The organism is Citrobacter sp. SX206 (assembly GCF_024181025.1).
GTDB lineage: Bacteria > Pseudomonadota > Gammaproteobacteria > Enterobacterales > Enterobacteriaceae > Citrobacter > Citrobacter youngae.
Genome location: NZ_CP049738.1, coordinates 1,019,281 through 1,044,152, shown reverse-complemented (window position 1 = coordinate 1,044,152; position 24,872 = coordinate 1,019,281). Strand labels below are relative to the sequence as shown.

Annotated in this window: 27 protein-coding genes; 21 read left to right on the top strand and 6 right to left on the bottom strand. The window is 53.3% G+C overall.

Features of this window, described 5'->3' with window-relative positions:
- The first annotated feature begins 23 nt into the window (after window positions 1–23).
- The 3 genes from G8S19_RS05070 to G8S19_RS05060 are packed head-to-tail and all read left to right on the top strand — an operon-like array spanning window position 24 to window position 2,975.
- Window positions 24–1,001: a tripartite tricarboxylate transporter substrate binding protein gene (locus G8S19_RS05070; RefSeq protein ID WP_061068421.1), complete on the top strand. Its 978-nt coding sequence runs from the start codon at window positions 24–26 to the stop codon at window positions 999–1,001.
- Between the two features lie 14 nt (window positions 1,002–1,015).
- Complete coding sequence (locus G8S19_RS05065) at window positions 1,016–1,450, top strand: tripartite tricarboxylate transporter TctB family protein (RefSeq protein ID WP_086523429.1); 435 nt, start codon at window positions 1,016–1,018, stop codon at window positions 1,448–1,450.
- A 10-nt stretch (window positions 1,451–1,460) separates the two neighbouring features.
- Window positions 1,461–2,975 carry a tripartite tricarboxylate transporter permease gene (locus G8S19_RS05060; protein ID WP_115601608.1) on the top strand — a complete coding sequence of 505 codons (1,515 nt, stop codon included), beginning with the start codon at window positions 1,461–1,463 and terminating at the stop codon, window positions 2,973–2,975.
- A 91-nt stretch (window positions 2,976–3,066) separates the two neighbouring features.
- Here the strand turns inward: G8S19_RS05060 and G8S19_RS05055 are convergent, their stop codons facing one another.
- On the bottom strand, window positions 3,067–3,963 hold the full coding sequence (locus G8S19_RS05055; protein WP_124021024.1) for a LysR family transcriptional regulator: 897 nt from the start codon (window positions 3,961–3,963) through the stop codon (window positions 3,067–3,069).
- 98 nt (window positions 3,964–4,061) lie between these two features.
- Between G8S19_RS05055 and G8S19_RS05050 the strand changes: the two genes are divergently transcribed.
- The 7 genes from G8S19_RS05050 to csiR all read left to right on the top strand — a co-directional run bounded on the left by G8S19_RS05050 (window position 4,062) and on the right by csiR (window position 12,245).
- Complete coding sequence (locus G8S19_RS05050; protein ID WP_253686183.1) at window positions 4,062–4,664, top strand: short chain dehydrogenase; 603 nt, start codon at window positions 4,062–4,064, stop codon at window positions 4,662–4,664.
- Window positions 4,665–4,923: 259 nt separating this feature from the next.
- Entirely contained in the window at window positions 4,924–5,901 is a 978-nt protein-coding gene (gene glaH / locus G8S19_RS05045; protein ID WP_048212987.1) for a glutarate dioxygenase GlaH, read from the top strand.
- 19 nt (window positions 5,902–5,920) lie between these two features.
- A complete protein-coding gene (lhgO, locus tag G8S19_RS05040) occupies window positions 5,921–7,189 on the top strand; it encodes an L-2-hydroxyglutarate oxidase (RefSeq protein WP_124021023.1) in 1,269 nt (422 codons plus the stop codon).
- A 23-nt stretch (window positions 7,190–7,212) separates the two neighbouring features.
- Window positions 7,213–8,661, top strand: a complete 1,449-nt coding sequence (gene gabD, locus G8S19_RS05035; protein ID WP_048212989.1) for an NADP-dependent succinate-semialdehyde dehydrogenase — start codon at window positions 7,213–7,215, stop codon at window positions 8,659–8,661.
- Window positions 8,662–8,686: 25 nt separating this feature from the next.
- Complete coding sequence (gene gabT / locus G8S19_RS05030; RefSeq protein ID WP_115601603.1) at window positions 8,687–9,970, top strand: 4-aminobutyrate--2-oxoglutarate transaminase; 1,284 nt, start codon at window positions 8,687–8,689, stop codon at window positions 9,968–9,970.
- Between the two features lie 142 nt (window positions 9,971–10,112).
- Complete coding sequence (gene gabP / locus G8S19_RS05025; RefSeq protein ID WP_116360832.1) at window positions 10,113–11,513, top strand: GABA permease; 1,401 nt, start codon at window positions 10,113–10,115, stop codon at window positions 11,511–11,513.
- A gap of 45 nt (window positions 11,514–11,558) precedes the next feature.
- Window positions 11,559–12,245: a DNA-binding transcriptional regulator CsiR gene (gene csiR / locus G8S19_RS05020; protein WP_016150866.1), complete on the top strand. Its 687-nt coding sequence runs from the start codon at window positions 11,559–11,561 to the stop codon at window positions 12,243–12,245.
- A gap of 12 nt (window positions 12,246–12,257) precedes the next feature.
- Here the strand turns inward: csiR and lysM are convergent, their stop codons facing one another.
- Together lysM and G8S19_RS05010 are read right to left on the bottom strand one after the other, a co-directional pair.
- Window positions 12,258–12,707, bottom strand: a complete 450-nt coding sequence (gene lysM / locus G8S19_RS05015) for a peptidoglycan-binding protein LysM (protein ID WP_124020809.1) — start codon at window positions 12,705–12,707, stop codon at window positions 12,258–12,260.
- Window positions 12,708–12,802: 95 nt separating this feature from the next.
- Window positions 12,803–12,961, bottom strand: a complete 159-nt coding sequence (locus tag G8S19_RS05010) for a YqaE/Pmp3 family membrane protein (protein ID WP_003037242.1) — start codon at window positions 12,959–12,961, stop codon at window positions 12,803–12,805.
- 184 nt (window positions 12,962–13,145) lie between these two features.
- Here G8S19_RS05010 and G8S19_RS05005 point away from each other — a divergent pair, with 184 nt between their 5' ends.
- The 3 genes from G8S19_RS05005 to G8S19_RS04995 all read left to right on the top strand — a co-directional run bounded on the left by G8S19_RS05005 (window position 13,146) and on the right by G8S19_RS04995 (window position 14,252).
- Entirely contained in the window at window positions 13,146–13,445 is a 300-nt protein-coding gene (locus G8S19_RS05005; protein ID WP_048212993.1) for a helix-turn-helix transcriptional regulator, read from the top strand.
- A gap of 9 nt (window positions 13,446–13,454) precedes the next feature.
- On the top strand, window positions 13,455–13,982 hold the full coding sequence (locus G8S19_RS05000) for a rhodanese family protein (protein ID WP_101742945.1): 528 nt from the start codon (window positions 13,455–13,457) through the stop codon (window positions 13,980–13,982).
- Window positions 13,983–14,072: 90 nt separating this feature from the next.
- Window positions 14,073–14,252 carry a hypothetical protein gene (locus tag G8S19_RS04995; protein WP_048212995.1) on the top strand — a complete coding sequence of 60 codons (180 nt, stop codon included), beginning with the start codon at window positions 14,073–14,075 and terminating at the stop codon, window positions 14,250–14,252.
- A gap of 35 nt (window positions 14,253–14,287) precedes the next feature.
- Here G8S19_RS04995 and stpA read toward each other — a convergent pair whose 3' ends face one another.
- Window positions 14,288–14,689, bottom strand: a complete 402-nt coding sequence (gene stpA, locus G8S19_RS04990) for a DNA-binding protein StpA (protein ID WP_048212996.1) — start codon at window positions 14,687–14,689, stop codon at window positions 14,288–14,290.
- A 554-nt stretch (window positions 14,690–15,243) separates the two neighbouring features.
- Between stpA and alaE the strand changes: the two genes are divergently transcribed.
- A complete protein-coding gene (alaE, locus tag G8S19_RS04985) occupies window positions 15,244–15,693 on the top strand; it encodes an L-alanine exporter AlaE (protein ID WP_016154144.1) in 450 nt (149 codons plus the stop codon).
- A gap of 36 nt (window positions 15,694–15,729) precedes the next feature.
- Here alaE and G8S19_RS04980 read toward each other — a convergent pair whose 3' ends face one another.
- Window positions 15,730–16,080 (bottom strand): DUF2002 family protein, encoded by a 351-nt coding sequence (locus G8S19_RS04980; RefSeq protein ID WP_003037262.1) that lies wholly within the window; start codon window positions 16,078–16,080, stop codon window positions 15,730–15,732.
- A gap of 248 nt (window positions 16,081–16,328) precedes the next feature.
- On the bottom strand, window positions 16,329–17,663 hold the full coding sequence (locus G8S19_RS04975; protein WP_253686181.1) for a PLP-dependent aminotransferase family protein: 1,335 nt from the start codon (window positions 17,661–17,663) through the stop codon (window positions 16,329–16,331).
- A gap of 90 nt (window positions 17,664–17,753) precedes the next feature.
- Here G8S19_RS04975 and G8S19_RS04970 point away from each other — a divergent pair, with 90 nt between their 5' ends.
- The 7 genes from G8S19_RS04970 to proW all read left to right on the top strand — a co-directional run bounded on the left by G8S19_RS04970 (window position 17,754) and on the right by proW (window position 24,820).
- Window positions 17,754–18,185: a carboxymuconolactone decarboxylase family protein gene (locus G8S19_RS04970; RefSeq protein WP_048212999.1), complete on the top strand. Its 432-nt coding sequence runs from the start codon at window positions 17,754–17,756 to the stop codon at window positions 18,183–18,185.
- Between the two features lie 281 nt (window positions 18,186–18,466).
- The gene (nrdH, locus tag G8S19_RS04965) at window positions 18,467–18,712 is read left to right on the top strand and encodes a glutaredoxin-like protein NrdH (protein WP_048213000.1); all 246 of its coding nucleotides are present in this window, start codon (window positions 18,467–18,469) and stop codon (window positions 18,710–18,712) included.
- Entirely contained in the window at window positions 18,709–19,119 is a 411-nt protein-coding gene (nrdI, locus tag G8S19_RS04960) for a class Ib ribonucleoside-diphosphate reductase assembly flavoprotein NrdI (RefSeq protein WP_199954456.1), read from the top strand. Before nrdH ends, nrdI begins: the two co-directional genes overlap by 4 nt.
- Window positions 19,092–21,236: a class 1b ribonucleoside-diphosphate reductase subunit alpha gene (gene nrdE / locus G8S19_RS04955; protein ID WP_101742940.1), complete on the top strand. Its 2,145-nt coding sequence runs from the start codon at window positions 19,092–19,094 to the stop codon at window positions 21,234–21,236. The genes nrdI and nrdE overlap by 28 nt, the downstream gene beginning before the upstream one ends.
- Window positions 21,237–21,246: 10 nt before the next feature.
- Window positions 21,247–22,206: a class 1b ribonucleoside-diphosphate reductase subunit beta gene (gene nrdF, locus G8S19_RS04950; protein WP_253686179.1), complete on the top strand. Its 960-nt coding sequence runs from the start codon at window positions 21,247–21,249 to the stop codon at window positions 22,204–22,206.
- Between the two features lie 354 nt (window positions 22,207–22,560).
- Entirely contained in the window at window positions 22,561–23,763 is a 1,203-nt protein-coding gene (proV, locus tag G8S19_RS04945) for a glycine betaine/L-proline ABC transporter ATP-binding protein ProV (RefSeq protein WP_101742938.1), read from the top strand.
- Window positions 23,756–24,820, top strand: a complete 1,065-nt coding sequence (proW, locus tag G8S19_RS04940; protein ID WP_253686177.1) for a glycine betaine/L-proline ABC transporter permease ProW — start codon at window positions 23,756–23,758, stop codon at window positions 24,818–24,820. The genes proV and proW overlap by 8 nt, the downstream gene beginning before the upstream one ends.
- The last annotated feature ends 52 nt before the right edge of the window (window positions 24,821–24,872 follow it).

Sequence of the window (24,872 nt, the reverse complement as noted above, 5' to 3'; positions counted from 1 at the left end):
GTTTTCCGGCGTGAGGATAAACAATGAAAAAACAATTACTTCGTACCCTTACTGCAAGCATTTTATTGATGAGTACTTCTGCTTTAGCCGAACAAGCGCCATCGCGCACCGAATGCATTGCTCCGGCAAAACCCGGCGGTGGGTTCGACCTCACCTGTAAGCTGATTCAGGTGAGCATGATGGAAACTGGCGCCATCGAAAAACCGATGCGCGTGACCTATATGCCCGGTGGCGTGGGTGCCGTGGCCTATAACGCTATCGTCGCGCAACGTCCTGCCGAAGCCGGAACCGTCGTGGCCTTCTCCGGCGGCTCCCTGCTAAATCTGTCGCAAGGTAAATTCGGCCGCTATGGCGTCGATGACGTGCGTTGGCTGGCAAGTGTAGGCACTGACTACGGCATGATTGCCGTGCGTAGTGATTCCCCCTGGAAGACGCTGAAAGACCTGCTGACTGCCATGGAGAAAGATCCCAACAGCGTGGTGATTGGCGCGGGTGCTTCTATCGGTAGCCAGGACTGGATGAAGTCGGCGCTGCTGGCGCAAAAAGCCAACGTTGATCCGCACAAAATGCGCTACGTCGCCTTCGAGGGGGGTGGCGAACCGGTGACCGCGTTGATGGGCAATCACGTCCAGGTGGTTTCCGGCGATCTCAGTGAAATGGTGCCCTATCTCAGCGGCGACAAGATCCGCGTACTCGCGGTGTTCTCTGATGAACGTCTGCCGGGCCAGTTAGCCAATGTCCCTACCGCCAAAGAGCAGGGCTATGACCTTGTTTGGCCGATTATTCGTGGCTTCTACGTTGGGCCAAAAGTGAGCGATGCGGATTACCAGTGGTGGGTTGATGCCTTTAATAAGCTCCAACAGACCGACGAATTTAAAAAGCAGCGTGATCTGCGTGGCCTGTTCGAGTTCAACATGAGCGGTAAGCAACTCGATGACTACGTGAAGAAACAGGTCACCGATTATCGTGAGCAGGCAAAAGCCTTCGGTCTGGCGAAATAAGCCCGGGGGCAAAGATGATGAGCGATCGTATTTTCGCGGGTATCTGGCTGTTGCTCTGTATAGCCGGGCTGTTCGTGGCCTGGCAAATCAGCAGCGAATACAGCTATGAACCCGTTGGGCCGCGTCCCTTTCCGCTTGGCATTATTAGCTTGATGCTCTTGTGTGCCGTCGCGCTGCTGTTGCGCCACCCGGACACCATCAGTTGGCCTCGCCGCCACGTGCTGAAAAAGTTGCTCACGATGGTGATTGTGCTGCTGATGTACGCCTGGGGGTTTGAATGGTTGGGCTTTCCCATTGCCACTGCCATTCTCACCGTGGTGATTGGCATGCTGTTCGGCGCAACCATCCCGGCAGCGGGCATTTCCGGTTCGGTTCTCGGCATTCTGTTGTGGTACGCCTTCGACCGACTGCTTGACGTCACCTTACCACTCGGCGCCTGGCTGGGTTAACGGAGAAACGATGGATACCTGGATTTATCTTTCTCAGGGTTTCGCAGTGGCGATGACACCGGAAAACCTGGTTATTGCCTTGATCGGCTGCTTTGTCGGCACCATCGTTGGGTTGCTGCCGGGCCTGGGGCCGATCAATGGCGTGGCGATCCTGCTGCCGCTGGCCTTCGCTTTGCATCTCCCTGCGGAATCTGCGCTGATCCTGTTGGCGACTGTTTATATCGGCTGCGAGTACGGCGGGCGCATCTCCTCTATCCTGCTCAATGTTCCTGGCGATGCGGCAGCCATTATGACCGCCCTTGACGGCTATCCAATGGCCCAACAGGGACGCGGCGGCGTGGCGCTTTCTATCTCAGCGGTCAGTTCTTTCTTCGGTTCGCTTATCGCTATCGGCGGCATCATTCTGTTTGCCCCGGCGTTAGCACAATGGTCGCTGTCATTCGGTCCTGCAGAATACTTTGCCTTAATGGTCTTCGCCATTGCCTGTCTCGGCAGCATGATGGCGCAGAACCCACTGAAATCATTTCTGGCAGCGCTTATCGGTCTCGGACTCGCGACCGTCGGCGTAGACGCCAACACCGGGGTTTATCGCTTCACCTTTGACAGTGTTCATCTCTCCGACGGTGTGCAATTTATCGTGGTAGTGATTGGGCTGTTCTCTGTCTCAGAAATATTATTAATGCTGGAACATACCAGCAGTGGTCAGACGCTGGTACGTAAAACGGGCCGTATGTTGTTCAACGCCAAAGAAGGCGCGCAGTGCGTAGGGGCCACCCTGCGTTCATCGGTGATTGGCTTTTTCGTCGGCGTCCTGCCCGGCGCAGGGGCCACCATCGCCAGTGCTATCACCTACATGACCGAGAAGAAGCTCAGCGGTAACAGCGACAGCTTTGGGAAGGGGGACATTCGTGGTGTTGCCGCACCTGAGGCGGCCAACAATGCCTCGGCCTGTGGCTCGTTTATCCCAATGCTGACGCTCGGCGTACCAGGTTCGGGCACCACGGCGGTAATGATGGGTGCGCTGACGCTGTACAACATCACGCCAGGCCCGGCAATGTTCACCGAACAACCGGATATCGTCTGGGGACTGATCGCGGCGCTGCTGATTGCCAACGTGATGCTGCTGGTGATGAACATTCCGTTAATCGGTCTGTTCACCCGCATGCTGACCATTCCGCTGTGGTTCCTGGTTCCGGCCATTGCGGCGGTTTCGGCGGTCGGCGTGTATGCCGTCCACAGTACGACCTTCGATCTGGTACTGATGGTCGGTCTCGGCGTACTGGGATACATTTTGCGTAAAATGCACTTCCCGATGTCTCCGTTAATTCTCGGATTTGTGCTCGGGGAAATGCTGGAGCAGAACCTGCGTCGCGCCCTGTCCATCAGTAATGGCAGCATGGATATTCTGTGGGCCAGCGGCGTGGCGAAAGTCCTGCTGGTGATGGCGGTCATGGTTATCGTTATCCCGCCAGTGCTGCGCCTGATCCGCAAACGCAACAATAAGCCGCAGGTGGACATCGGCTAACAAATTGCCGGATGGCGGCGCTATTGCGCCCTATCCGGCCTACAATTTGGCTCGGTTGTAGGCCGGATAAGCGCAACGCCATCCGGCATTTTTATTTTCCGCGCAGCCCCAGCGTTCCTTCCAGCACATGTTCAACAAACTGCGTCAACTTGGGCAGTGGACGCAAATCCTGGCGCCACAACAAATGAATTGGCCGCGGCTCTGGCGTAAACCCCTCCAGCACCCGGACCAGCCGACCATTCGCGAGCTCTTCTGCCAATAAAACCTCTGGTTGTAACAGCAGCCCGGCTCCCGCTACCGCCGCCATACGCAGGCCGTGGCCATCATTACAGCGTAGAATCGCATCACGTTTCCACCTGACCTCACCCACCACACCCGGCAGTTTCCATTCATTACGTGCCGTCCACACGGTATGCGACAAACACAGATGATCCACCAGATCCACGGGCGTTCGAGGAGTGCCGTATCGGGCAAGATAGTCCGGCGACGCACAGATGGCCATACGGTACGGACACAGATATTTCGCCACCACATCCGTCTGATGAATATCACCAATACGTATCGCCAGATCGACACCTTCATCGACCAGATCCACCATTCGGTTAGTCAGATCTAACTCAATGCGTACCTCTGGCCAGGTTTGCAAAAAACCCGCGGCCAGCGGCGAGATAACACAGGCGCCAAAAGACGTGGGCGCGCTTATGCGTAGCGTCCCTGCTGGTGCCAGCCGCAGACGCTCTACCGAACGTTCGGCTATCGATACCTGCTCCAGCACGCGACGGGCTTCTTCAAAATAGACGCGCCCGGCGTCGGTCAGACTCTGACGGCGTGTGTTACGTTCCAGCAGACGCGTACCGAGCTGCGCTTCCAGCAGGGCGATATATTTCCCCACCATCACCGCAGATATCTCCAGTCGCGTTGCCGCACCGGTAAAGCTTCCACTTTCCACCACCGCGATAAACGTTTCCATGCTGCGCAGCTTATCCATATTACAAACCTCTGGTTAGCAATCATCTAACTTTTAACCAGTTTATCTGATTTCATTTTCATTAAAGAATAGCGACTCACACTATTGCGGAGGTGGTTATGAAAATCGTCATTATTGGTGCCAGCGGTACAGTGGGTCGTGCAGTCACAGAGACGTTGAGCCGTAAACATGAGGTTATCCGCGTGGGCCGCACGCAGGGTGATAACCAGGTCGATATCACCTCACAAGAGAGCGTACAGGCGCTATTTGAAAAAACAGGACGCGTGGATGCGATTGTTTCCGCCACCGGCAATCTGTTCTTTGGCCCGCTATCAACGATGACCGACAGTGAATTTAATCAGGGCCTGCAGGATAAGTTGTTAGGCCAGGTGCGTCTGGCCTTAACCGGGCAACATTACCTGAATGATGGCGGTTCCATTACGCTTATCAGCGGCATTATCGCCCATGAGCCCATTGCCCAGGGGGCAAATGCGGCAACGATCAATGCCGGGCTGGAAGGATTTGTGCGCGCGGCTGCCTGTGAGCTGGAACGTGGTCAGCGTATTAACCTGATAAGCCCGACCGTACTGAGTGAATCTGCTGAAGCCTACGATGGATTCTTCCCAGGCTTTGAAAGTGTGCCAGCGGCAACTGTGGCCAACGCTTACCGCCGCAGCGTGGAAGGCATTCAAACCGGACGTATTTATAAAGTCGGTTACTAACATTTTTACTGCCGCTGTGCCCCTGCAGCGGCAGTATTATTAATCCTCTGTTTCTAAATAACATTCTCCAGTTTATCTCCCGCGTTTTTCATTTAACCTCACCTTTTATAATGTTAAATATTTGTTGCTTTTGATCACAAATAATAAACAAACAAGCTCATTATGTGCGCGTTTTTCAAAAATGTAGATATTTTTAATTTATGGCTACGAAACGAGCTGCGCCATATCTCCCTGACAATCTACTGAGAGGAACGATTTGATGAACGCACTGACTGCCGTAAAACCGAACGCTGAAGATCCAGCCCAGCACTACAGCGGTTTCACGCTGAAACCATCAGCCCAGTCCCCACGCCTGCTGGAGCTGACTTTTTCCGCTGAGACCACTGAGCAATTTCTGCAGGCCGTGGCGCAGTGGCCGGTACAGGCCCTGGAATACAAATCTTTCTTGCGCTTCAAAGTCGGCAAAATCCTCGATGACCTGTGCGGCAATCAGTTGCAGCCTCTGTTGCTGAAAACGTTGCTCGATCGTGCCGAAGGCGCACTGCTGATCAATGCCGTGGGCGTGGATGATGTGGCGCAGGCGGAAGAGATGGTCAAGCTGGCCACGGCGGTAGCGCATCTTATCGGACGCTCGAATTTTGATGCGATGAGCGGGCAATACTATGCGCGTTTTGTGGTGAAAAACGTTGATAACTCAGACAGCTATCTGCGCCAGCCGCACCGTGTTATGGAGCTACATAACGACGGAACCTACCTCGAAGAAATCACCGACTATGTGCTGATGATGAAAATTGACGAGCAGAACATGACCGGCGGTAACTCGCTGCTGCTGCACCTTGACGACTGGGAACATCTGGATCAGTACTTTACCCACCCGCTGGCGCGTCGCCCCATGCGCTTTGCCGCGCCGCCAAGCAAAAACGTGAGCCAGGACGTGTTCCATCCGGTATTTGACGTTGACCAGCAGGGTCGTCCGGTGATGCGCTACATCGACCAGTTCGTCCAGCCAAAAGACTATGAAGAAGGCGTCTGGCTGAGCGACCTGTCCGACGCGCTGGAAACCAGCAAAAGTATTATTTCCGTACCGGTTTCAGTGGGTAAATTCCTGTTGATCAACAACCTGTTCTGGCTGCACGGTCGCGATCGTTTCACCTCGCACCCAGACCTGCGCCGCGAACTGATGCGCCAGCGTGGCTATTTCGCTTACGCGACAAACCACTACCAGACTCATCAGTAAGCGCGAAGGAAAAAAGCGGATGTATGATTTTGTGATTATTGGCGGCGGCATTATCGGCATGTCGACCGCCATGCAACTGATTGATGTCTATCCGGACGCCAGAATCGCGCTACTGGAAAAAGAGTCCGGCCCGGCCTGCCACCAGACGGGCCACAACAGCGGTGTCATTCATGCCGGGGTCTATTACACCCCCGGCAGCCTGAAGGCGCAGTTTTGCCTGGCCGGAAATCGCGCCACCAAAGCCTTTTGCGACCAAAACGGCATCCGCTATGACGTCTGCGGAAAGATGCTGGTCGCCACCTCAGAGCTGGAAATGGAGCGGATGCGCGCGTTATGGGATCGCACTGCCGCTAACGGTTTAGAGCGCGAGTGGTTAAACGCCGAAGAATTGCATGAGCGTGAGCCAAACATTACCGGGCTGGGCGGGATTTTTGTCCCGTCGAGCGGGATCGTCAGCTACCGCGAAGTCACCGCCGCGATGGCGAAGATTTTCCAGGCCAAAGGCGGTGAGATTATTTACAACGCCGAGGTCAGCGCGCTGAAAGAGCACGCTGCGGGCGTGATTGTCCATACCCGTCAGGGCCAGGAATATGAAGGCGCGACGCTGATTAGTTGTTCTGGCCTGATGGCGGACCGACTGGTGAAAATGCTCGGCGTTGAACCTGGCTTTATCATCTGTCCGTTCCGTGGCGAATATTTCCGTCTGGCGCCAGAACATAATCAGATAGTTAACCATCTGATCTACCCCATCCCCGATCCGGCGATGCCGTTTCTCGGTGTTCATCTGACCCGGATGATTGACGGCAGCGTCACGGTCGGCCCCAACGCCGTGCTGGCATTTAAACGTGAAGGCTACCGTAAGCGTGACTTCTCGCTCAGCGATACGCTGGAGATCCTCGGCTCTTCTGGTATTCGCCGCGTGCTGCAAAACAACCTGCGATCCGGGCTTGGCGAAATGAAGAACTCGCTGTGCAAAAGCGGATATTTGCGGCTGGTGCAAAAGTATTGCCCGAGCCTGACGCTTAAGGATCTGCAACCGTGGCCTGCGGGCGTGCGGGCACAGGCGGTATCACCTGATGGCAAGCTAATTGACGATTTTCTGTTTGTCACCACGCCACGCTCAATTCACACCTGTAACGCGCCTTCTCCGGCGGCAACATCGGCAATCCCTATCGGTGCACATATTGTCAGCAAAGTTCATGCGCTGCTGGAGAACCAGAGTAATCCCGGACGCACGCTGCGTGCGGCACGTAGCGTGGAGACATTACACGCCGCATTCACCCGTTAACCTTTTTAAGACAGGAAGCAATTATGCAACTTAACGATCCCACCTTGTTTCGCCAGCAGGCACTGATCGACGGCCACTGGCGTGACGCCAACAGCGGCGAGACCCTCGCGGTGACCAACCCCGCCAACGGTCAGAAATTAGGTAGCGTACCGAAAATGGGGGCGGATGAAACCCGCGAAGCGATTAACGCCGCGAATCGCGCCCTGCCCGCGTGGCGGGCGCTAACCGCCAAAGAGCGGGCCAACATCCTGCGCCGCTGGTTCAACCTGATGATTGAACATCAGGACGATCTCGCCCGTCTGATGACCCTGGAACAGGGCAAACCGCTGGCGGAAGCCAAAGGCGAAATCACCTACGCCGCTTCCTTTATTGAGTGGTTTGCCGAAGAGGGCAAACGCATTTATGGCGATACGATCCCTGGTCATCAGGCCGACAAACGCCTGATCGTCATTAAGCAGCCGATCGGCGTTACCGCCGCGATTACGCCGTGGAACTTTCCCTCAGCGATGATCACCCGTAAAGCCGGTCCGGCGCTGGCAGCAGGTTGCACGATGGTGCTTAAACCCGCCAGCCAGACGCCATTCTCCGCGCTGGCGCTGGCAGAGCTGGCTAATCGCGCCGGGATCCCGGCAGGTGTTTTCAGCGTGGTGACCGGTTCTGCGAGCGCGGTCGGTAATGAGCTGACTGGCAACCCGCTGGTACGCAAGCTGTCGTTTACCGGCTCAACCGAAATTGGCCGTCAGCTAATGCAACAGTGCGCCAAAGATATCAAGAAGGTGTCGCTGGAACTGGGCGGCAATGCGCCATTTATCGTCTTTGACGATGCCGACCTTGATAAAGCCGTGGAAGGTGCGCTGGCCTCGAAATTCCGTAACGCCGGGCAAACCTGCGTCTGCGCCAACCGCCTGTACGTTCAGGACGGCGTGTATGAGCGTTTTGCCGAAAAACTTCAGCAGGCGGTGAGCAAACTGCATCTCGGCGATGGTCTGCAACCAGAGGTCACTACCGGACCGCTGATCGACGATAAAGCGGTTGCCAAAGTGCAGGAACACATCGCTGATGCTCTGGATAAAGGCGCGCGCATTATCGCGGGCGGTAAACCTCATGCGCTCGGCGGTAACTTCTTCCAGCCCACCATTCTGGTAGATGTGCCTGACAACGCGAAAGTCGCCAAAGAAGAGACGTTTGGCCCACTGGCGCCGCTGTTTCGCTTTAAAGATGAAGCGGACGTCATTGCTCAGGCCAACGACACCGAATTTGGGCTGGCGGCCTACTTCTACGCCCGAGATTTAAGCCGCGTCTTCCGCGTTGGCGAAGCGCTGGAGTACGGCATCGTCGGGATTAATACCGGCATCATCTCAAATGAAGTTGCCCCGTTTGGGGGAATCAAAGCCTCCGGTCTTGGCCGTGAAGGATCAAAATACGGCATCGAAGACTACTTAGAAATCAAATATATGTGTATCGGCCTTTAATAAAATAAATACTGGAGAACACCTGATGAGCACCAACAAAGAACTCATGCAACGTCGCAGCAACGCCGTTCCCCGTGGCGTAGGCCAGATCCATCCAATTTTCGCCGAGCGTGCAGAAAACTGTCGGGTCTGGGACGTTGAAGGCCGTGAATTCCTCGATTTTGCCGGAGGTATTGCAGTGTTGAATACCGGGCACCTGCATCCGCAGATTGTCTCTGCGGTAGAAGCGCAGTTGAAAAAGCTGTCCCATACCTGTTTCCAGGTACTGGCCTATGAGCCATACCTGGAGCTGTGCGAAATCATGAACAAGAAAGTGCCGGGTGATTTCGCCAAGAAAACACTGCTAGTCACCACCGGCTCCGAAGCGGTGGAAAACGCGGTAAAAATCGCTCGCGCCGCCACCAAACGTACCGGGACCATCGCCTTTAGCGGTGCTTACCACGGCCGTACCCACTACACCCTGTCGCTGACAGGGAAAGTGAACCCATACTCTGCCGGAATGGGACTGATGCCGGGCCACGTGTATCGCGCGCTTTACCCGTGCCCGCTGCACGGCATCAGTGACGACGATGCTATCGCCAGCATTCATCGCATCTTCAAAAACGATGCCGCGCCGGAAGACGTTGCCGCCATCGTGATTGAACCCGTTCAGGGCGAGGGGGGTTTTTACGCCGCCTCGCCGGCCTTTATGCAGCGCCTGCGCGCCATTTGTGACGAACACGGGATCATGCTGATTGCCGATGAAGTACAGAGCGGCGCGGGTCGTACCGGTACGTTGTTTGCCATGGAGCAGATGGGCGTTGCGCCCGATCTCACCACCTTCGCTAAATCCATCGCCGGAGGCTTCCCACTGGCCGGCGTGACCGGACGCGCCGACGTCATGGACGCTATTCCACCGGGCGGTCTGGGCGGTACCTATGCCGGTAACCCAATTGCCTGTGCCGCTGCGCTGGCGGTACTGAACATTTTCGAGCAGGAAGATCTGCTGCAAAAAGCCAACGAGCTGGGGCAAACCCTGCGTGAAGGCCTGCTGGCTATCGCGGAAACCCACCGCGAGATTGGCGACGTACGCGGGCTGGGCGCGATGATTGCTATCGAACTGTTCGAAGATGGCGACCACACGAAACCAGACGCTAAACTGACCGCCGAAATTGTCGCGCGTGCGCGAGATAAAGGGCTGATCCTGCTCTCCTGCGGGCCTTACTACAACGTGCTGCGCATACTTGTCCCGTTGACCATTGAAGATGCGCAAATCCGCCAGGGGCTGGACATTATCGCCCAGTGTTTTGCCGAGGCAAAACAGGGTTAAACCCGTATCAAAACGGGGAGTTTTAAGCCGGATAAGGCGGAGCCGCCATCCGGCAAACAGGGTCAATAACAATAATACGCGTGCCCCGGCGCGGGAATGCCGGGGTGCTCTCCCAAGTGAAATACTTTCGAGAGGTTTAAAGATGGGGCAACTGTCACAATCACATGATTTAGGGGGCGGGCTGAAATCACGCCACGTCACCATGCTGTCTATTGCCGGGGTAATCGGCGCAAGTCTGTTTGTCGGTTCAAGCGTGGCGATTGCAGAAGCCGGTCCCGCAGTATTATTAGCCTATCTGTTCGCCGGATTGCTGGTGGTGATGATTATGCGCATGTTGGCCGAAATGGCCGTCGCCACACCGGATACCGGTTCTTTTTCCACATACGCCGATAAGGCCATCGGCCCTTGGGCGGGTTACACCATCGGCTGGTTGTACTGGTGGTTCTGGGTGTTGGTTATCCCGCTGGAGGCGAATATCGCCGCCATCATTCTTCACTCCTGGGTGCCTGGCATTCCTATCTGGCTGTTTTCTCTGGTTATCACGCTGGCATTAACCGGCAGTAATTTGCTGAGCGTCAAAAATTACGGTGAGTTCGAGTTCTGGCTGGCGCTGTGCAAAGTGATTGCCATTCTGGCGTTTATCACCCTCGGCGCAGCGGCGATTAGCGGCTTCTATCCCTACGCTGAGGTCAGCGGGGTTTCGCGCCTGTGGGATCAGGGCGGCTTTATGCCCAACGGTTTTGGCGCCGTGATCAGCGCAATGTTAATCACCATGTTCTCCTTTATGGGCGCAGAGATAGTTACCATCGCCGCCGCCGAATCCGATACCCCGGATAAACATATCGTTCGCGCCACCAACTCGGTTATCTGGCGTATCTCCATCTTCTATCTGTGCTCTATTTTTGTGGTGGTGGCACTGATCCCGTGGAACATGCCGGGACTGAAAGAAGTCGGTTCTTACCGCTCGGTGCTGGAGCTACTGCATATCCCACACGCGAAACTGATCATGGATTGCGTCATTTTGCTGTCGGTGACTAGCTGTCTCAACTCCGCGCTGTATACATCATCACGCATGCTCTATTCCCTGAGCCGTCGTGGCGATGCCCCCGCCTTTATGGGTAAAACAAACCGCAGTAAAACGCCGTATGTGGCGGTGTTGCTGTCTACCGGGGCGGCATTCCTCACCGTCATCGTCAACTATTACGCCCCGGCCAAGGTGTTTAAATTCCTGATCGACAGTTCCGGTGCCATCGCACTGCTGGTCTATCTGGTCATTGCCGTTTCTCAACTGCGGATGCGCAAAATCCTGCTGGCGCGAGGCGGCGAAATTAAACTGAAAATGTGGCTCTATCCGTGGCTTACCTGGCTGGTGATCGCGTTTATTATCTTTGTGCTGGTGGTGATGCTGTTTCGCCCGGCGCAACAGCTGGAAGTTATCTCTACCGGATTGTTAGCCATAGGAATTATTTGCACCGTGCCCATTATGTCACGCTGGAAAAAACTGCTATCGTGGCAAAAAGCACCATTGCAAAATACGCATTAAACCTGTTCCCGGCGCAGGCCGGGAAATCCTTTCAGGAGTATGACCATGACCGCCATTCCCCAACCGACGGCCATTGATGGATACCGCTGGCTGAAGAACGACATCATCCGCGGTGTGTATCAGCCTGATGAAAAACTGCGTATGAGCCTGCTGACCTCGCGTTATGATCTTGGCGTTGGGCCACTGCGCGAAGCGCTTTCGCAGTTAGTTGCCGAGCGGTTGGTGACGGTGGTGAATCAGAAAGGGTATCGTGTCGCCCCGATGTCAGAGCAGGAGTTGCTCGATATTTTCGATGCCCGCGCCAATATGGAAGCCATGCTGGTCGCGCTGGCCATTGAACGCGGCGACGACGCCTGGGAGGCTGAAATTCTGGCGCGCGCGCATATGCTTAGTAAGCTTGAAGCCATTGATGCCAGCGAACAGATGCTCGACGAGTGGGATCAGCGCCATCAGGCGTTTCACTCGGCGATTGTCGCCGGTTGCGGTTCACAATATCTGCTGCAAATGCGCGAACGACTGTTCGATTTGGCGGCGCGCTACCGGTTTATCTGGCTGCGAAAAACGGTGCTGTCGGTGGAGATGCTGGAAGACAAACACGATCAGCACCAAACACTGACCGAAGCTATTCTGGCACGCGATGCCGCGCGCGCCAGCGAATTAATGCGCCAGCACCTGCTGACGCCGATTCCGATTATTCAACAGGCGATGTCCGGTAAATTGCTGACGGAATAAGCCTGAATAATATTACTGCTCCGGAATACGTAAAACCTGCCCGGGATAAATTTTATCCGGGCTTTTCAGCATCGGTTTATTGGCTTCAAATATTTGATTATACAAATTGGCGTTACCGTAAACCTGTTTGGCAATCGCGCTCAGGGTATCCCCTGATTTCACGGTATAAAACTGGCTTTCGCTCGCGGGCGCAGAGGTTTTAACCTGATCATCGACGCTGGCGATACCAGAGATATTACCAATCGCAATCAGGATTTTTTCTTTCGCTTCCTGACTTAATCCATCACCAGAAACGGTGGCTTTGCCTTCGTTAATTTGGACGTCCACTTTATCCGCATCCGGAATACCGGTTTTATTCAGATGTTCCTGCACTTTTTTTGCCTGATCGGCTGTGTCATGATTTCCAGTGACCGCATCCCACAGTTTTTCACCCGCATCTTTTACAAAATTGAAGAGTCCCATATCCACCTCGGTAATTAACAATCAACCCCAAAAGTGTAGCAGAGGAGAACGAGGCGCAAAGAAAACGGCGCCAAAGCGCCGCTGTAGAAGGGGAATTAGTTACGCGTCTGTATCCAGAAGGCGTGGATCAGACCTGGGATGTAGCCCAGCAGCGTCAGAACGATATTGAGGATAAATGCCCAACCGAATCCTTTACCCAGCAACACGCCGAGCGGAGGCAAAATAATAGTAAAAACGATTCTCCAGAAACCCATACACACTCCCTACAAGCAAAAAATTAATCATTGTTTAAAAAGAGATTTTATCTCTAAGAGTAGCCATTCTACCCAACTCCGCCAGCATTCCGCGGCTGTTTTACCCTCCTTTACGCTCTTTACGCTGGCGTACGTTGGTTGTTTATTTTAGAATATGCTTAATTTAGATTATGCTTAAATACATATGACTGAACTTGAACAACTCCAGGCCAGCGCTGAACAAGCTGCCGCCCTGCTAAAAGCGATGAGTAACCCGAAACGGTTGCTGATTTTGTGCATGCTCTGCGGTTCACCCGGTACCAGCGCAGGCGAGTTAGCCCGTGTTACCGGCCTTAGCCCTTCCGCCACTTCCCAGCATCTGGCGCGTATGCGTGAAGAAGGTCTGATAGCAAGCCAGCGCGATGCCCAGCGCATCCTCTACTCCATTAAAAATGCGGCCGTGAATTCGCTGATCGCTACATTAAAAACACTGTATTGCCCATAAGGAGCCATCATGACTATTGGGACGATTTCCCCGCGCGAGGCGCAGACACTGGTCGCACAGGGTGCAAAATTGATTGATATCCGCGACGCTGACGAGTATCTGCACGAGCATATTCCTGAGGCTCATCTGGCACCGTTGCCCGCGCTTGAGCAGGGATCGCTGCCTGCGAATTTACGCGCCGAGCAGGTGATTTTTCACTGCCAGTCAGGCAAACGTACACAAAATGCGGCAACAAAACTGAGCGCCATTGCTGCGCCCGCGCAGGTCTGGCTGCTGGAAGGTGGAATTGACGGCTGGAAAGCCGCAGGGTTGCCGGTGGCGAAAGACAGTTCACAACCGTTACCGCTGATGCGTCAGGTGCAGATAGCCGCAGGTAGCCTTGCCTTGCTTGGCGTCATTCTCGGTTACGCCGTTAACAGCGGCTTCTTCTTACTCAGCGGTTTTGTCGGTGCGGGGCTGATTCTCGCTGGCGTGACCGGCTTTTGCGGCATGGCGCGTCTGCTGGACAAAATGCCCTGGAACCGACGTACTCATTAAGCAGTAATCATTGAAACAGCACTGTACCCGCCGGTTGACGTGATCTATGGTGAGTTCTGCGATAAATGATAAATAAAGGAGCGCAACAATATGTTTAAACCTGGCGATCTGGTTCAACCGCGTATGGGCGGTCCAAAACTGAAGGTTGTTGAAGTCAATGACGATCAAATTGTGGCGGTACAAGCCAGCAATGAAAGTGGCGAAAAATACACCCTAAAAGTTGCTGATGTCACGCGATATTCTGAAGAAGGCGATTTCGGCGTCTGCTGAAAATAAGCGGTGAGGTTCCCCTCACCGCATTGATATTAGATCAAAAAATCATCGAGAGATTTACCGGCAGCCAGCGCCTGTGCAATCGGCTTTGGCGTGCGGCCTTGTCCTGTCCATGTTTTTGTTTCACCATTAGTATCCGTAAAACGATATTTCGCCGGACGCGGCTGACGTTTCTTAACCGAACGCGATGTTGCCGCCGACATGCTCAACAGTTCTTCAGGATCAATCCCATCAGCTCTCATCATCGCCAGCAGTGTATTAATTTTTTCCTGCTGTTCTGCACGTTGGCGCTGCAGCAGTTCTTCTTCGTCACGTCGTTCTTTGGTGACTACCCGAAGTTTTTCCAGCATATCGTCCAGAACCTCGACGGATAATTCACGCGCCATGACCCGTAGCGATCGAATATTATTTAAGTTTTTTAACATTGAACTCATATTAATAAAACCTCTTTAACGCAAAAACAGAAATAGGTATTACGAAGCAAATTGTATGCGAGTGTTTTTTCTTTTTCCAGTCTCTTTTTTGTCGCAAGATATTAAAACGACAATCGCTATTATTATTTATCTTGTCATACGGTGATCTTTAGTCAGCGATATTTTATATTCGGCCAGCAACCAGAATAAATAGACTTTGGATATCTCGCTGCCGCACCAGATAAACCAATACAGGCATCGCGCAGGCGTTGCGGTAGATATGCACAATATTCGTCAACATTCAAAAAGGAGCGCAAAAAGTTCAGAAAAACAAGTCAAAACAACCTATTGATTTTTAATGGTTTTAATTTTCATGACAACGAAAACACCAAAACGAACAAAAAACAAACCACTGCAGAGCATTTTATCGACAAAAAGGCAATAAATAAAAATTTTAAGCTAGTTGATAGTTATTATCCAGGCAGATATCCTACTCAAACGCGAAAGCAGCAAGACAAATCACTAGCAAGAAGGTATTGAAAACCTTTTTCCCCCTTTTTACAAGGAGCATTAACATGTTCTCTCCGCAGTCACGCTTGCGTCATGCAGTAGCAGACACGTTCGCGATGGTTGTTTATTGTTCTGTCGTGAACATGTTGATCGAGATATTCCTTTCAGGAATGAGTTTCGAACAGTCACTGTACTCCAGACTGGTCGCTATCCCCGTCAACATCCTGATCGCCTGGCCATACGGTATGTACCGCGATTTGTTTATGCGCGCGGCACGCAAAGCCACGCAGGCAGGATGGGGGAAAAACCTGGCGGATGTGCTGGCCTATGTCACGTTCCAGTCACCGGTATATGTGATTATTCTGCTGACGGTTGGCGCAGACTGGCACCAGATCACAGCTGCGGTAAGCTCCAACATCGTGGTCTCAATGCTGATGGGTGCAGTGTATGGCTACTTCCTTGATTATTGCCGCCGCTTGTTTAAGGTCAGCAGCTATCATCAGGCTAAAGCCTGACACGCTTCTTCGCGACTGGCCCTGCCAGTCGCGTTATTAGTTAGAATTAACGTCGCCAAACAACCCGCTCAGATAACGCTCAAGCGCAATACGCGAGCTAAAGCCGTGCGGAATACCATAATGCTCGTGTGTCTCACCGGCTAAATACAGTGGGAATTGCTGATAGTGATCGCAGGTTTTAATATCCGTCGCGGGTTCTGCCAGCGAAGAGCTGCGCTCTTTTAGCGTGGGATGGATAATTAATGCGGTACGTCCCATACGTGCTTCACGGTTAACGTATACATAATTCTCACCACGTCGATAACCGTATGTTTTCTGTGTGACTACATCAACGGTAAAGCCCACTTTTTCAAGTACACGCGCCACCTCATCAGGTCGTAAATACATATTATTTTCCTCGTTATCTTTTACTGCGGGCTTACCTTACCTGATTCAGCATTAGCAACGCTTTCAGAAAAGTCCATAAACGAGTGAACACGATGGGACGAATATCTTAAGAACCGTATATACCCTAAATAATTCGAGTTGCAGGAAGGCGGCAAGAGAGCGAATCCCCAGGAGCTTACTAAAGTAAGTGACTGGGGTGAACGAACGCAGCCAACGCACATGCAACTTGAAGTATGACGGGTATAGATTTATGTCAGCGCCATCCGCAGTTGGTACGCCGCCTGCTGCGCCATTGCAACCGAGCTGATGTTGGTAAATGACAGCAAGATCCCCCCTTTCCCTGCTGAAGTCATTCGCCAACGGCTTAAGGCCTGAACCGCCAGCCCGGCCTGATTCGCTTTGCACACTAGCGCAACATCATCGCCGTCTACGGTCATTACCAGTTGGATCCCCCCTTCCTGAGGAATGACATTAAATCCTTGTTCGGTCAGGGCGTTTTCCATCCATTGTCTTCGTTCAGCATAATGTTGTCGCATTCGTTTTAAGTGCCGCCAGAAATGACCGTCTTGCATAAAATCCGCCAGCGTTTGCTGCCATAAAACCGGAACGCTACAGGCCGTTAGCGACGCCTGCTGGCGAAAACGTTCAACCTGGGTCAGGGGTACCACCAGCCATGCCGTGCGCAACGCCGGAAACATCGATTTGCTGAACGTGCCGGCATAAATCACCCGCTGGGGCGCATCCAGACTTTTAAGCGGCGGCAACGGTTTACCGTGGTAGCGAAATTCACTGTCGTAATCATCTTCAATAATCCACGCCTGTTCGCGAGTCGCCCACTCCAGCAACCGATGACGGCGATCTAATGACAGAGCCACGCCCAGCGGACTTTGGTGTGCGGGGGTGAGCATGACAAAACGCGCCTGTGGAAAGTCGCGGATCCCGGCGCAGACATCCAGACCATCGGCATCAACCGCCACCGGCATCAGCTCAATGCGTTCCTGAGCCACCACGGGCCGAATCAACGGAAAGCCGGGATCTTCGACCCACATTCCCTCACCGGGTTGAGACAGGGCGCGCAGAATTAACGTCACTGATGCCGCGTAGCCTGACGTAATAAAAATCTGCTCCGGCTGGCACTCAATGCTGCGTGAAACGCGCAGGTAATCCACAATCGCCTGACGTAACGCGCGTTCGCCGCAAACATCTCCCACCGCAAGGTCAAAACGCGTTTGAGTGCGTAAACGCAGTCCCATCACCCGCGCCCAGACGTCACGCGGGAAGAGATCGAGTGCGGGTAATCCCATTTGAAAAGGGTGCGGTCTGGGGTTTTCTCCGGCGAAGATCGCGGGAGACGCAGGCGCCCTTTCGGGTCGCAGTTGCTCACTGACAAATGTTCCGGCCTGCCCACGCCGCGCGAGCCAGCCCTGCGCCACCAGCTCGGCGTAGGCATTTTCCACCGTCGAGCGTGACACACCCAATTCCTGGGCCCAGGTCCGACTTGATGGCAATCGGGTTCCGGGTTTGAGTTCACCTTTCTCAATTGCGTTTTTTAACTGACGGGCGATGTGCTGATAACGCGGCATTTATGGTCTGCTTTTTTGGCAACAATATGGCTCTCTATAGCAGTCCATTATAGTGCTACATTGCGGGTCATCCAAACGAGGAGAAATACTATGACCATGTTACGCCAGCCCTATTATGAACTCAGCCCTGAAGTCTATAACGCCCTGGTTCAGGCAAGCAAAGCGCTGGAGAACTGCGCGCTGGAACCCACGCTGACGGAACTGATTTACCTGCGAGTTTCGCAAATCAACGGCTGCGCCTTTTGTCTGGAAATGCACAGTAAAGCGCTGCGCAAATCCGGTGTTGCGCAGGCCAAACTGGATGCGCTGGCAGGCTGGCGGGTGAGTCACCACTTCAGCGAGCAGGAACGTGCGGCGCTGGCGTGGGCCGAATCCGTCACCGATATCGCCAGCACCCATGCCGAAGATGATGTTTATCTGCCGCTGCTCGACCATTTTAGCGCGAAAGAAATTAGCGACCTGACGTTTGCCATTAGCCTGATGAACTGCTTTAACCGTCTGGCGGTGGGAATGCGTATGTAATTTTGCGCTGCCGGATGGCGGCATAAACGCCTTATCCGACCTGGGATGTGCTCTCCTGTTGCCCGTAGGCCCGATAAGCTTAGCGCCTTCGGGCAATTTAGAACCGCCAGTTAACCTTCCCCCGCCCCGCTCATCACCCTGGGTATCATCAATCTAAAATTCCCATATCTTGTATGGTTGAATCTTTTTAAAACTACATCTAGTATCTTTCCTATCAGGACACACACAACCCGACGCCCTCTATCGCGCCGATCTTTTATTTTTAAATGGAAATACGAATCATGCGTATTATTATTTACACTCGCAATAACTGTGTTCAGTGCCATGCCACCAAACGGGCAATGGAAAGCCGTGGTTTTGACTTTGAGATGGTGAATGTCGATTTGCAGCCTGAACTGGCAGATAGCCTGCGCGAGCAAGGTTTTCGCCAGTTACCGGTCGTAGTCGCGGGTGAAACCAGTTGGTCAGGGTTTCGCCCGGACATGATCAACCGTCTGCATCCGGAACCACGCGTGGCCAGCGCATGACGACGCTCGTCTACTTCTCCAGCAGCTCCGAAAATACGCACCGATTTATGCAGCGTCTGGGGTTACCTGCCATCCGCATTCCGCTTAATGAACGCGAGCGGATCCAGGTGGACGAGCCTTACATTTTAATCGTGCCGTCTTACGGCGGCGGCGGTACGGCAGGCGCAGTCCCGCGTCAGGTGATCCGCTTTTTAAACGATCCTCATAACCGGGCATTAATCCGTGGCGTGATCGCCTCCGGCAACCGCAATTTCGGTGATGCATACGGTCGCGCGGGTGATGTCATTTCACAAAAATGCGGCGTGCCGTGGCTTTATCGTTTTGAGCTAATGGGCACCCAAAGCGATATCGAAAACGTTCGAAAAGGAGTGAGCGAATTTTGGCAACGACAACCGCAGAACGCGTAATCCAGCCCGCACTGGATTATCACGCCCTGAACGCCATGCTAAATCTGTACGATAAAGCCGGGCGTATTCAGTTCGATAAAGATCATCAGGCGGTAGAGGCTTTCTTTGCCGCCCACGTCCGCCCCAACTCAGTGGCGTTTGCCAGCCAACAGCAGCGCCTGGAAACGTTGGTGGATGAAGGCTATTACGATGCCAGCGTGTTAGCCCGCTACGATCGCGCGTTCGTGCTGAAGCTATTCGCCCATGCCCACGCCAGTGGATTCCGTTTCCAGACGTTCCTTGGCGCATGGAAGTTCTACACCAGCTATACGCTGAAAACGTTCGACGGTAAGCGCTATCTCGAAAATTTTGAGGATCGGGTGACGATGGTGGCGCTCACGCTGGCGCAGGGCGATGAAGTGCTTGCCATGCAGCTCACTGATGAAATGCTCTCTGGTCGTTTTCAACCCGCCACGCCAACCTTTTTAAACTGCGGTAAGCAACAGCGTGGCGAACTGGTTTCCTGCTTCCTGCTACGCATTGAAGACAACATGGAGTCCATCGGTCGGGCGGTTAACTCAGCGCTGCAGCTCTCTAAACGCGGCGGCGGCGTGGCATTTTTACTCTCGAATCTGCGCGAGGCAGGTGCGCCTATTAAGCGTATTGAAAACCAGTCTTCCGGGGTGATCCCGGTCATGAAAATGCTGGAAGATGCGTTTTCTTATGCGAATCAGCTCGGCGCGCGTCAGGGCGCAGGCGCGGTGTATCTGCACGCACACCATCCGGATATTTTACGTTTTCTCGATACCAAGCGCGAAAACGCCGACGAGAAAATCCGCATCAAAACGCTCTCGCTTGGCGTGGTGATCCCGGATGTTACCTTTCGACTGGCGAAAGAAAATGCCCGGATGGCGCTGTTCTCGCCGTATGACGTGGAACGGATTTACGGCAAACCGTTCGGTGATATCGCCGTGAGTGAGCGGTATGACGAACTGGTGGCCGACGAACGCGTGCGCAAAAAATACATTAACGCCCGCGAGTTCTTCCAGCGGCTGGCCGAGATCCAGTTTGAGTCAGGCTACCCATACATCATGTTTGAAGATACGGTGAATCGTGCCAATCCGATTGCCGGTCGGATCAATATGAGCAATCTGTGCTCAGAGATTTTGCAGGTTAACAGCGCCTCCACCTACGATGAAAATCTCAATTACGAGCAGATCGGGCACGATATCTCCTGCAATCTCGGCTCGTTGAACATTGCCCATACCATGGATTCACCCGATTTTGGCCGCACCGTGGAGACGGCAGTTCGTGGCTTAACCGCCGTTTCGGACATGAGCCATATCCGCAGCGTACCCTCAATTGAAGCCGGGAACAGCGCGTCGCACGCGATTGGCCTTGGGCAGATGAACCTGCACGGGTATCTGGCGCGGGAAGGGATTGCCTACGGTTCGCCAGAAGGGCTGGATTTCACCAATCTCTATTTCTACACCATCACATGGCATGCGCTGAATACGTCAATGAAGATCGCCCGCGAGCGCGGTAAAACCTTTGCCGGATTCAAACAGTCACGCTACGCCAGCGGCGAGTATTTTAGCCAGTATCTGCAGGGCGACTGGCAGCCAAAAACCGACAAGGTACGCTCACTGTTCGCCGCCAGCGGCATTACGCTGCCGACGCGCGAGATGTGGGCGCAACTGCGTGAAGATGTGATGCGCTACGGTATTTATAACCAGAATTTACAGGCGGTTCCGCCCACCGGTTCCATTTCCTACATCAACCATGCCACGTCAAGCATTCACCCGATTGTATCGAAAGTGGAGATTCGCAAAGAGGGCAAAACCGGGCGCGTTTACTACCCTGCCCCGTTTATGACCAATGAGAATCTGGCCTTGTATCAGGATGCCTACGAGATTGGCCCACAAAAGATCATTGATACCTACGCCGAAGCGACGCGGCATGTTGATCAGGGACTCTCACTGACGCTCTTTTTCCCCGATACCGCTACCACTCGAGATATCAACAAGGCACAGATCTACGCCTGGCGTAAGGGTATCAAATCGTTGTACTACATCCGGTTACGCCAGTTGGCGCTGGAAGGAACCGAAATTGAGGGTTGCGTGTCATGCGCACTGTAAGGAGAACCAAATGAAACTATCTCGCGTCAGCGCCATCAACTGGAACAAGATTGAAGATGATAAAGATCTTGAGGTATGGAATCGCCTGACCAGTAACTTCTGGCTACCGGAAAAAGTCCCGCTTTCCAATGATATCCCGGCCTGGCAAACGTTGAGCGCTGCCGAGCAGCAGCTCACTATCCGCGTATTTACCGGTCTGACGCTGCTCGACACGATTCAGAATATCGCCGGAGCCCCCGCGCTGATGGCGGATTCAATCACGCCACATGAAGAGGCGGTACTGTCGAATATCAGCTTTATGGAAGCCGTGCACGCCCGTTCCTACAGTTCTATTTTTTCCACGCTTTGTCAGACCAAAGATGTGGATGCGGCTTACCTCTGGAGTGAAGAAAATACTCCACTCCAGCACAAGGCACAGATAATTCTGACGCATTACGCCGGCGCGGAGCCGTTGAAAAAGAAAATAGCCAGCGTATTTCTGGAATCCTTTCTGTTCTATTCCGGCTTCTGGCTACCGATGTATTTCTCCAGCCGCGGCAAGCTGACGAATACCGCTGACCTTATCCGCCTGATCATTCGTGATGAAGCGGTTCATGGTTATTACATTGGCTATAAATATCAAAAAGGTCTGGAGCACGTTTCACCCTCTACGCGTGAAGCGCTACAGAATTATGCCCTCGATCTGTTGATGGAATTATATGATAACGAAGCGCGTTATACGGAGGAATTGTATGCGGAAACCCCGTGGGAGGAAGACGTCAAAGCCTTTCTCTGCTACAACGCCAATAAGGCGTTAATGAATTTAGGTTATGAGGCCCTGTTCCCGGCAGAAATGGCGGATGTGAACCCGGCAATCCTCGCTGCACTCTCACCCAATGCTGACGAAAACCACGATTTCTTCTCCGGTTCAGGGTCATCTTATGTGATGGGTAAAGCGGTCGAAACCGAAGATGACGACTGGAATTTCTAGCAATCATTCCTACGGGAAATACCGTACATTTTTCGCGGAAATATTTTAACAGGATCACACTTTTGTCGTGCAAATATAATTGTGTGATCTACACTCAATATCAGCCGCATTATTCGCCTGCATTCCAACAATTCAGGCGATTTTTCATTGCCATTTACAAAAAATATTAACCCGTTCACATTCGCGCTCAGCCCTTATATCACGGGAAGTCCCGCCATCTGGCCTTTGGCAATATTCATGCCACAACCAAATTCAGGGTTGTCTCAGATTCTCAGTATGTTAGGGTAGAAAAAGGTCACTATTTCCATCAGGTAATATATCGATATAAACAAATAACAGGAATCATTCTATTGCATGGCAATTAAATTAGAAGTTAAAAATCTCTATAAGATATTTGGAGAGCATCCGCAGAGAGCCTTCAAATATATTGAAAAAGGACTTTCAAAAGAGCAGATTCTGGATAAAACAGGGCTATCGCTTGGCGTTAAAGACGCCAGTCTGGCCATTGAAGAAGGCGAGATATTTGTCATCATGGGATTATCCGGTTCGGGTAAATCCACAATGGTACGCCTTCTCAATCGCCTGATTGAACCCACCCGCGGGCAGGTATTGATTGACGGCGTAGACATCGCCCGGATATCCGATGCTGAGCTTCGCGAGGTGCGCAGAAAAAAGATTGCGATGGTGTTCCAGTCCTTTGCCCTGATGCCACACATGACGGTGCTGGACAATACGGCATTCGGCATGGAATTAGCCGGTGTTGGTGCGGATGAACGTCGTGAAAAAGCGTTAGATGCGCTACGTCAGGTTGGTCTGGAGAATTATGCTCACGGCTACCCGGATGAACTTTCCGGGGGGATGCGCCAGCGTGTGGGCCTCGCCCGTGCATTAGCCATTAATCCTGACATCTTATTAATGGATGAGGCCTTCTCAGCCCTCGATCCCTTAATTCGTACCGAAATGCAGGATGAACTGGTAAAACTACAGGCGAAGCATCAGCGCACCGTGGTCTTTATTTCGCACGACCTCGACGAAGCCATGCGTATTGGCGACAGAATTGCCATTATGCAAAACGGTGAAGTGGTGCAGGTCGGCACGCCGGATGAAATCCTGAATAATCCGGCCAATGATTATGTACGCACCTTCTTCCGCGGCGTTGATATTAGCCAGGTCTTCAGTGCGAAAGATATATCCCGTCGTAGCCCTGAAGGGCTAATTCGTAAAACACCAGGCGTCGGCCCCCGTTCAGCCCTGCAATTACTGCAGGACAAAGATCGCGAATATGGTTACGTGATCGAACGCGGTAATAAATTCGTTGGTGTTGTTTCAATCGACTCCTTAAAAACAGCGTTAAGTCAGGCGCAAGGTATTGAAGCGGCATTGATCGATGAGCCGTTAGCCGTAGATGCACAAACTCCTCTCAGCGAGTTGCTTTCTCATGTCGGCCAGGCCCCGTGCGCGGTGCCGGTTGTTGATGAGGAACAGCAGTATGTGGGCGTCATTTCAAAACGCATGCTGTTACAGGCTTTAGATCGTGAGGGGGTAAACAATGGCTGATCAAACTAATCCGTGGGATACCACACCTGCGGCCGATAGCGCCGCGCAATCTGCTGATGCCTGGGGGACGCCCGCAGGCACGCCTGCCGACGGTGGTAGCGCAGACTGGCTGACCAGCGCCCCCGCGCCGGCACCAGAGCATTTCAATATTATGGATCCATTCCATAAAACGCTGATCCCGCTGGATAGCTGGGTCACCGAAGGGATTGATTGGGTGGTCACCCATTTCCGTCCGGTCTTCCAGGGCATTCGTGTCCCGGTGGATTACATTCTCAACGGCTTTCAACAACTGCTGTTGGGTATGCCTGCGCCGGTCGCCATCATCATTTTTGCGCTTATCGCGTGGCAAATTTCTGGCGTCGGAATGGGCGTCGCCACGCTGATTTCATTGGTTGCGATCGGTGCTATCGGTGCCTGGTCGCAAGCCATGATCACCCTGGCGCTGGTACTGACCGCGCTGCTGTTCTGCGTGGTGATTGGCCTGCCAATGGGGATCTGGTTAGCGCGTAGCCCTCGGGCAGCAAAAATTGTTCGCCCGCTGCTGGATGCGATGCAAACCACACCTGCGTTCGTCTATCTGGTGCCGATTGTCATGTTGTTCGGTATTGGTAACGTCCCGGGCGTAGTGGTGACGATTATCTTCGCCCTGCCGCCAATTGTGCGTCTGACTATTCTGGGGATTAACCAGGTGCCAGCCGATCTGATTGAAGCCTCGCGCTCGTTTGGTGCCAGCCCGCGTCAGATGCTGTTTAAAGTGCAGCTCCCGCTGGCGATGCCCACCATTATGGCCGGGGTGAACCAGACGCTGATGCTGGCACTCTCCATGGTGGTTATCGCGTCGATGATCGCCGTCGGCGGACTGGGTCAGATGGTTCTGCGCGGTATCGGTCGTCTGGATATGGGGCTTGCCACCGTCGGCGGGGTTGGGATCGTGATCCTCGCCATCATTCTTGACCGCCTGACGCAGGCCGTCGGTCGCGACTCGCGTAGCCGTGGCAACCGCCGCTGGTACACCACCGGTCCTGTTGGGCTTATCACTCGCCCTTTCACGAAGTAATTCACCCGTTGCCCGGTAGCGCATTGCTTACCGGGCCGACAATTCATTAACT

What these genes read in the sequence shown, in the direction of transcription:
- G8S19_RS05065 (WP_086523429.1), top strand. Translation starts at nt 1,016, where the DNA reads ATGATGAGCGATCGTATTTTCGCGGGTATCTGGCTGTTGCTCTGTATA.
- G8S19_RS05005 (WP_048212993.1), top strand. Translation starts at nt 13,146, where the DNA reads ATGACTGAACTTGAACAACTCCAGGCCAGCGCTGAACAAGCTGCCGCC.
- G8S19_RS04970 (WP_048212999.1), top strand. Translation starts at nt 17,754, where the DNA reads ATGACCATGTTACGCCAGCCCTATTATGAACTCAGCCCTGAAGTCTAT.
- gabP (WP_116360832.1), top strand. Translation starts at nt 10,113, where the DNA reads ATGGGGCAACTGTCACAATCACATGATTTAGGGGGCGGGCTGAAATCA.
- G8S19_RS04980 (WP_003037262.1), bottom strand. Translation starts at nt 16,080, where the DNA reads ATGTATTTACGACCTGATGAGGTGGCGCGTGTACTTGAAAAAGTGGGC.
- proV (WP_101742938.1), top strand. Translation starts at nt 22,561, where the DNA reads ATGGCAATTAAATTAGAAGTTAAAAATCTCTATAAGATATTTGGAGAG.
- nrdF (WP_253686179.1), top strand. Translation starts at nt 21,247, where the DNA reads ATGAAACTATCTCGCGTCAGCGCCATCAACTGGAACAAGATTGAAGAT.
- G8S19_RS05055 (WP_124021024.1), bottom strand. Translation starts at nt 3,963, where the DNA reads ATGGATAAGCTGCGCAGCATGGAAACGTTTATCGCGGTGGTGGAAAGT.
- G8S19_RS04975 (WP_253686181.1), bottom strand. Translation starts at nt 17,663, where the DNA reads ATGCCGCGTTATCAGCACATCGCCCGTCAGTTAAAAAACGCAATTGAG.
- gabD (WP_048212989.1), top strand. Translation starts at nt 7,213, where the DNA reads ATGCAACTTAACGATCCCACCTTGTTTCGCCAGCAGGCACTGATCGAC.
- nrdI (WP_199954456.1), top strand. Translation starts at nt 18,709, where the DNA reads ATGACGACGCTCGTCTACTTCTCCAGCAGCTCCGAAAATACGCACCGA.
- G8S19_RS04995 (WP_048212995.1), top strand. Translation starts at nt 14,073, where the DNA reads ATGTTTAAACCTGGCGATCTGGTTCAACCGCGTATGGGCGGTCCAAAA.
- proW (WP_253686177.1), top strand. Translation starts at nt 23,756, where the DNA reads ATGGCTGATCAAACTAATCCGTGGGATACCACACCTGCGGCCGATAGC.
- G8S19_RS05060 (WP_115601608.1), top strand. Translation starts at nt 1,461, where the DNA reads ATGGATACCTGGATTTATCTTTCTCAGGGTTTCGCAGTGGCGATGACA.
- G8S19_RS05010 (WP_003037242.1), bottom strand. Translation starts at nt 12,961, where the DNA reads ATGGGTTTCTGGAGAATCGTTTTTACTATTATTTTGCCTCCGCTCGGC.
- glaH (WP_048212987.1), top strand. Translation starts at nt 4,924, where the DNA reads ATGAACGCACTGACTGCCGTAAAACCGAACGCTGAAGATCCAGCCCAG.
- nrdH (WP_048213000.1), top strand. Translation starts at nt 18,467, where the DNA reads ATGCGTATTATTATTTACACTCGCAATAACTGTGTTCAGTGCCATGCC.
- lysM (WP_124020809.1), bottom strand. Translation starts at nt 12,707, where the DNA reads ATGGGACTCTTCAATTTTGTAAAAGATGCGGGTGAAAAACTGTGGGAT.
- stpA (WP_048212996.1), bottom strand. Translation starts at nt 14,689, where the DNA reads ATGAGTTCAATGTTAAAAAACTTAAATAATATTCGATCGCTACGGGTC.
- G8S19_RS05070 (WP_061068421.1), top strand. Translation starts at nt 24, where the DNA reads ATGAAAAAACAATTACTTCGTACCCTTACTGCAAGCATTTTATTGATG.
- G8S19_RS05050 (WP_253686183.1), top strand. Translation starts at nt 4,062, where the DNA reads ATGAAAATCGTCATTATTGGTGCCAGCGGTACAGTGGGTCGTGCAGTC.
- alaE (WP_016154144.1), top strand. Translation starts at nt 15,244, where the DNA reads ATGTTCTCTCCGCAGTCACGCTTGCGTCATGCAGTAGCAGACACGTTC.
- G8S19_RS05000 (WP_101742945.1), top strand. Translation starts at nt 13,455, where the DNA reads ATGACTATTGGGACGATTTCCCCGCGCGAGGCGCAGACACTGGTCGCA.
- csiR (WP_016150866.1), top strand. Translation starts at nt 11,559, where the DNA reads ATGACCGCCATTCCCCAACCGACGGCCATTGATGGATACCGCTGGCTG.
- lhgO (WP_124021023.1), top strand. Translation starts at nt 5,921, where the DNA reads ATGTATGATTTTGTGATTATTGGCGGCGGCATTATCGGCATGTCGACC.
- gabT (WP_115601603.1), top strand. Translation starts at nt 8,687, where the DNA reads ATGAGCACCAACAAAGAACTCATGCAACGTCGCAGCAACGCCGTTCCC.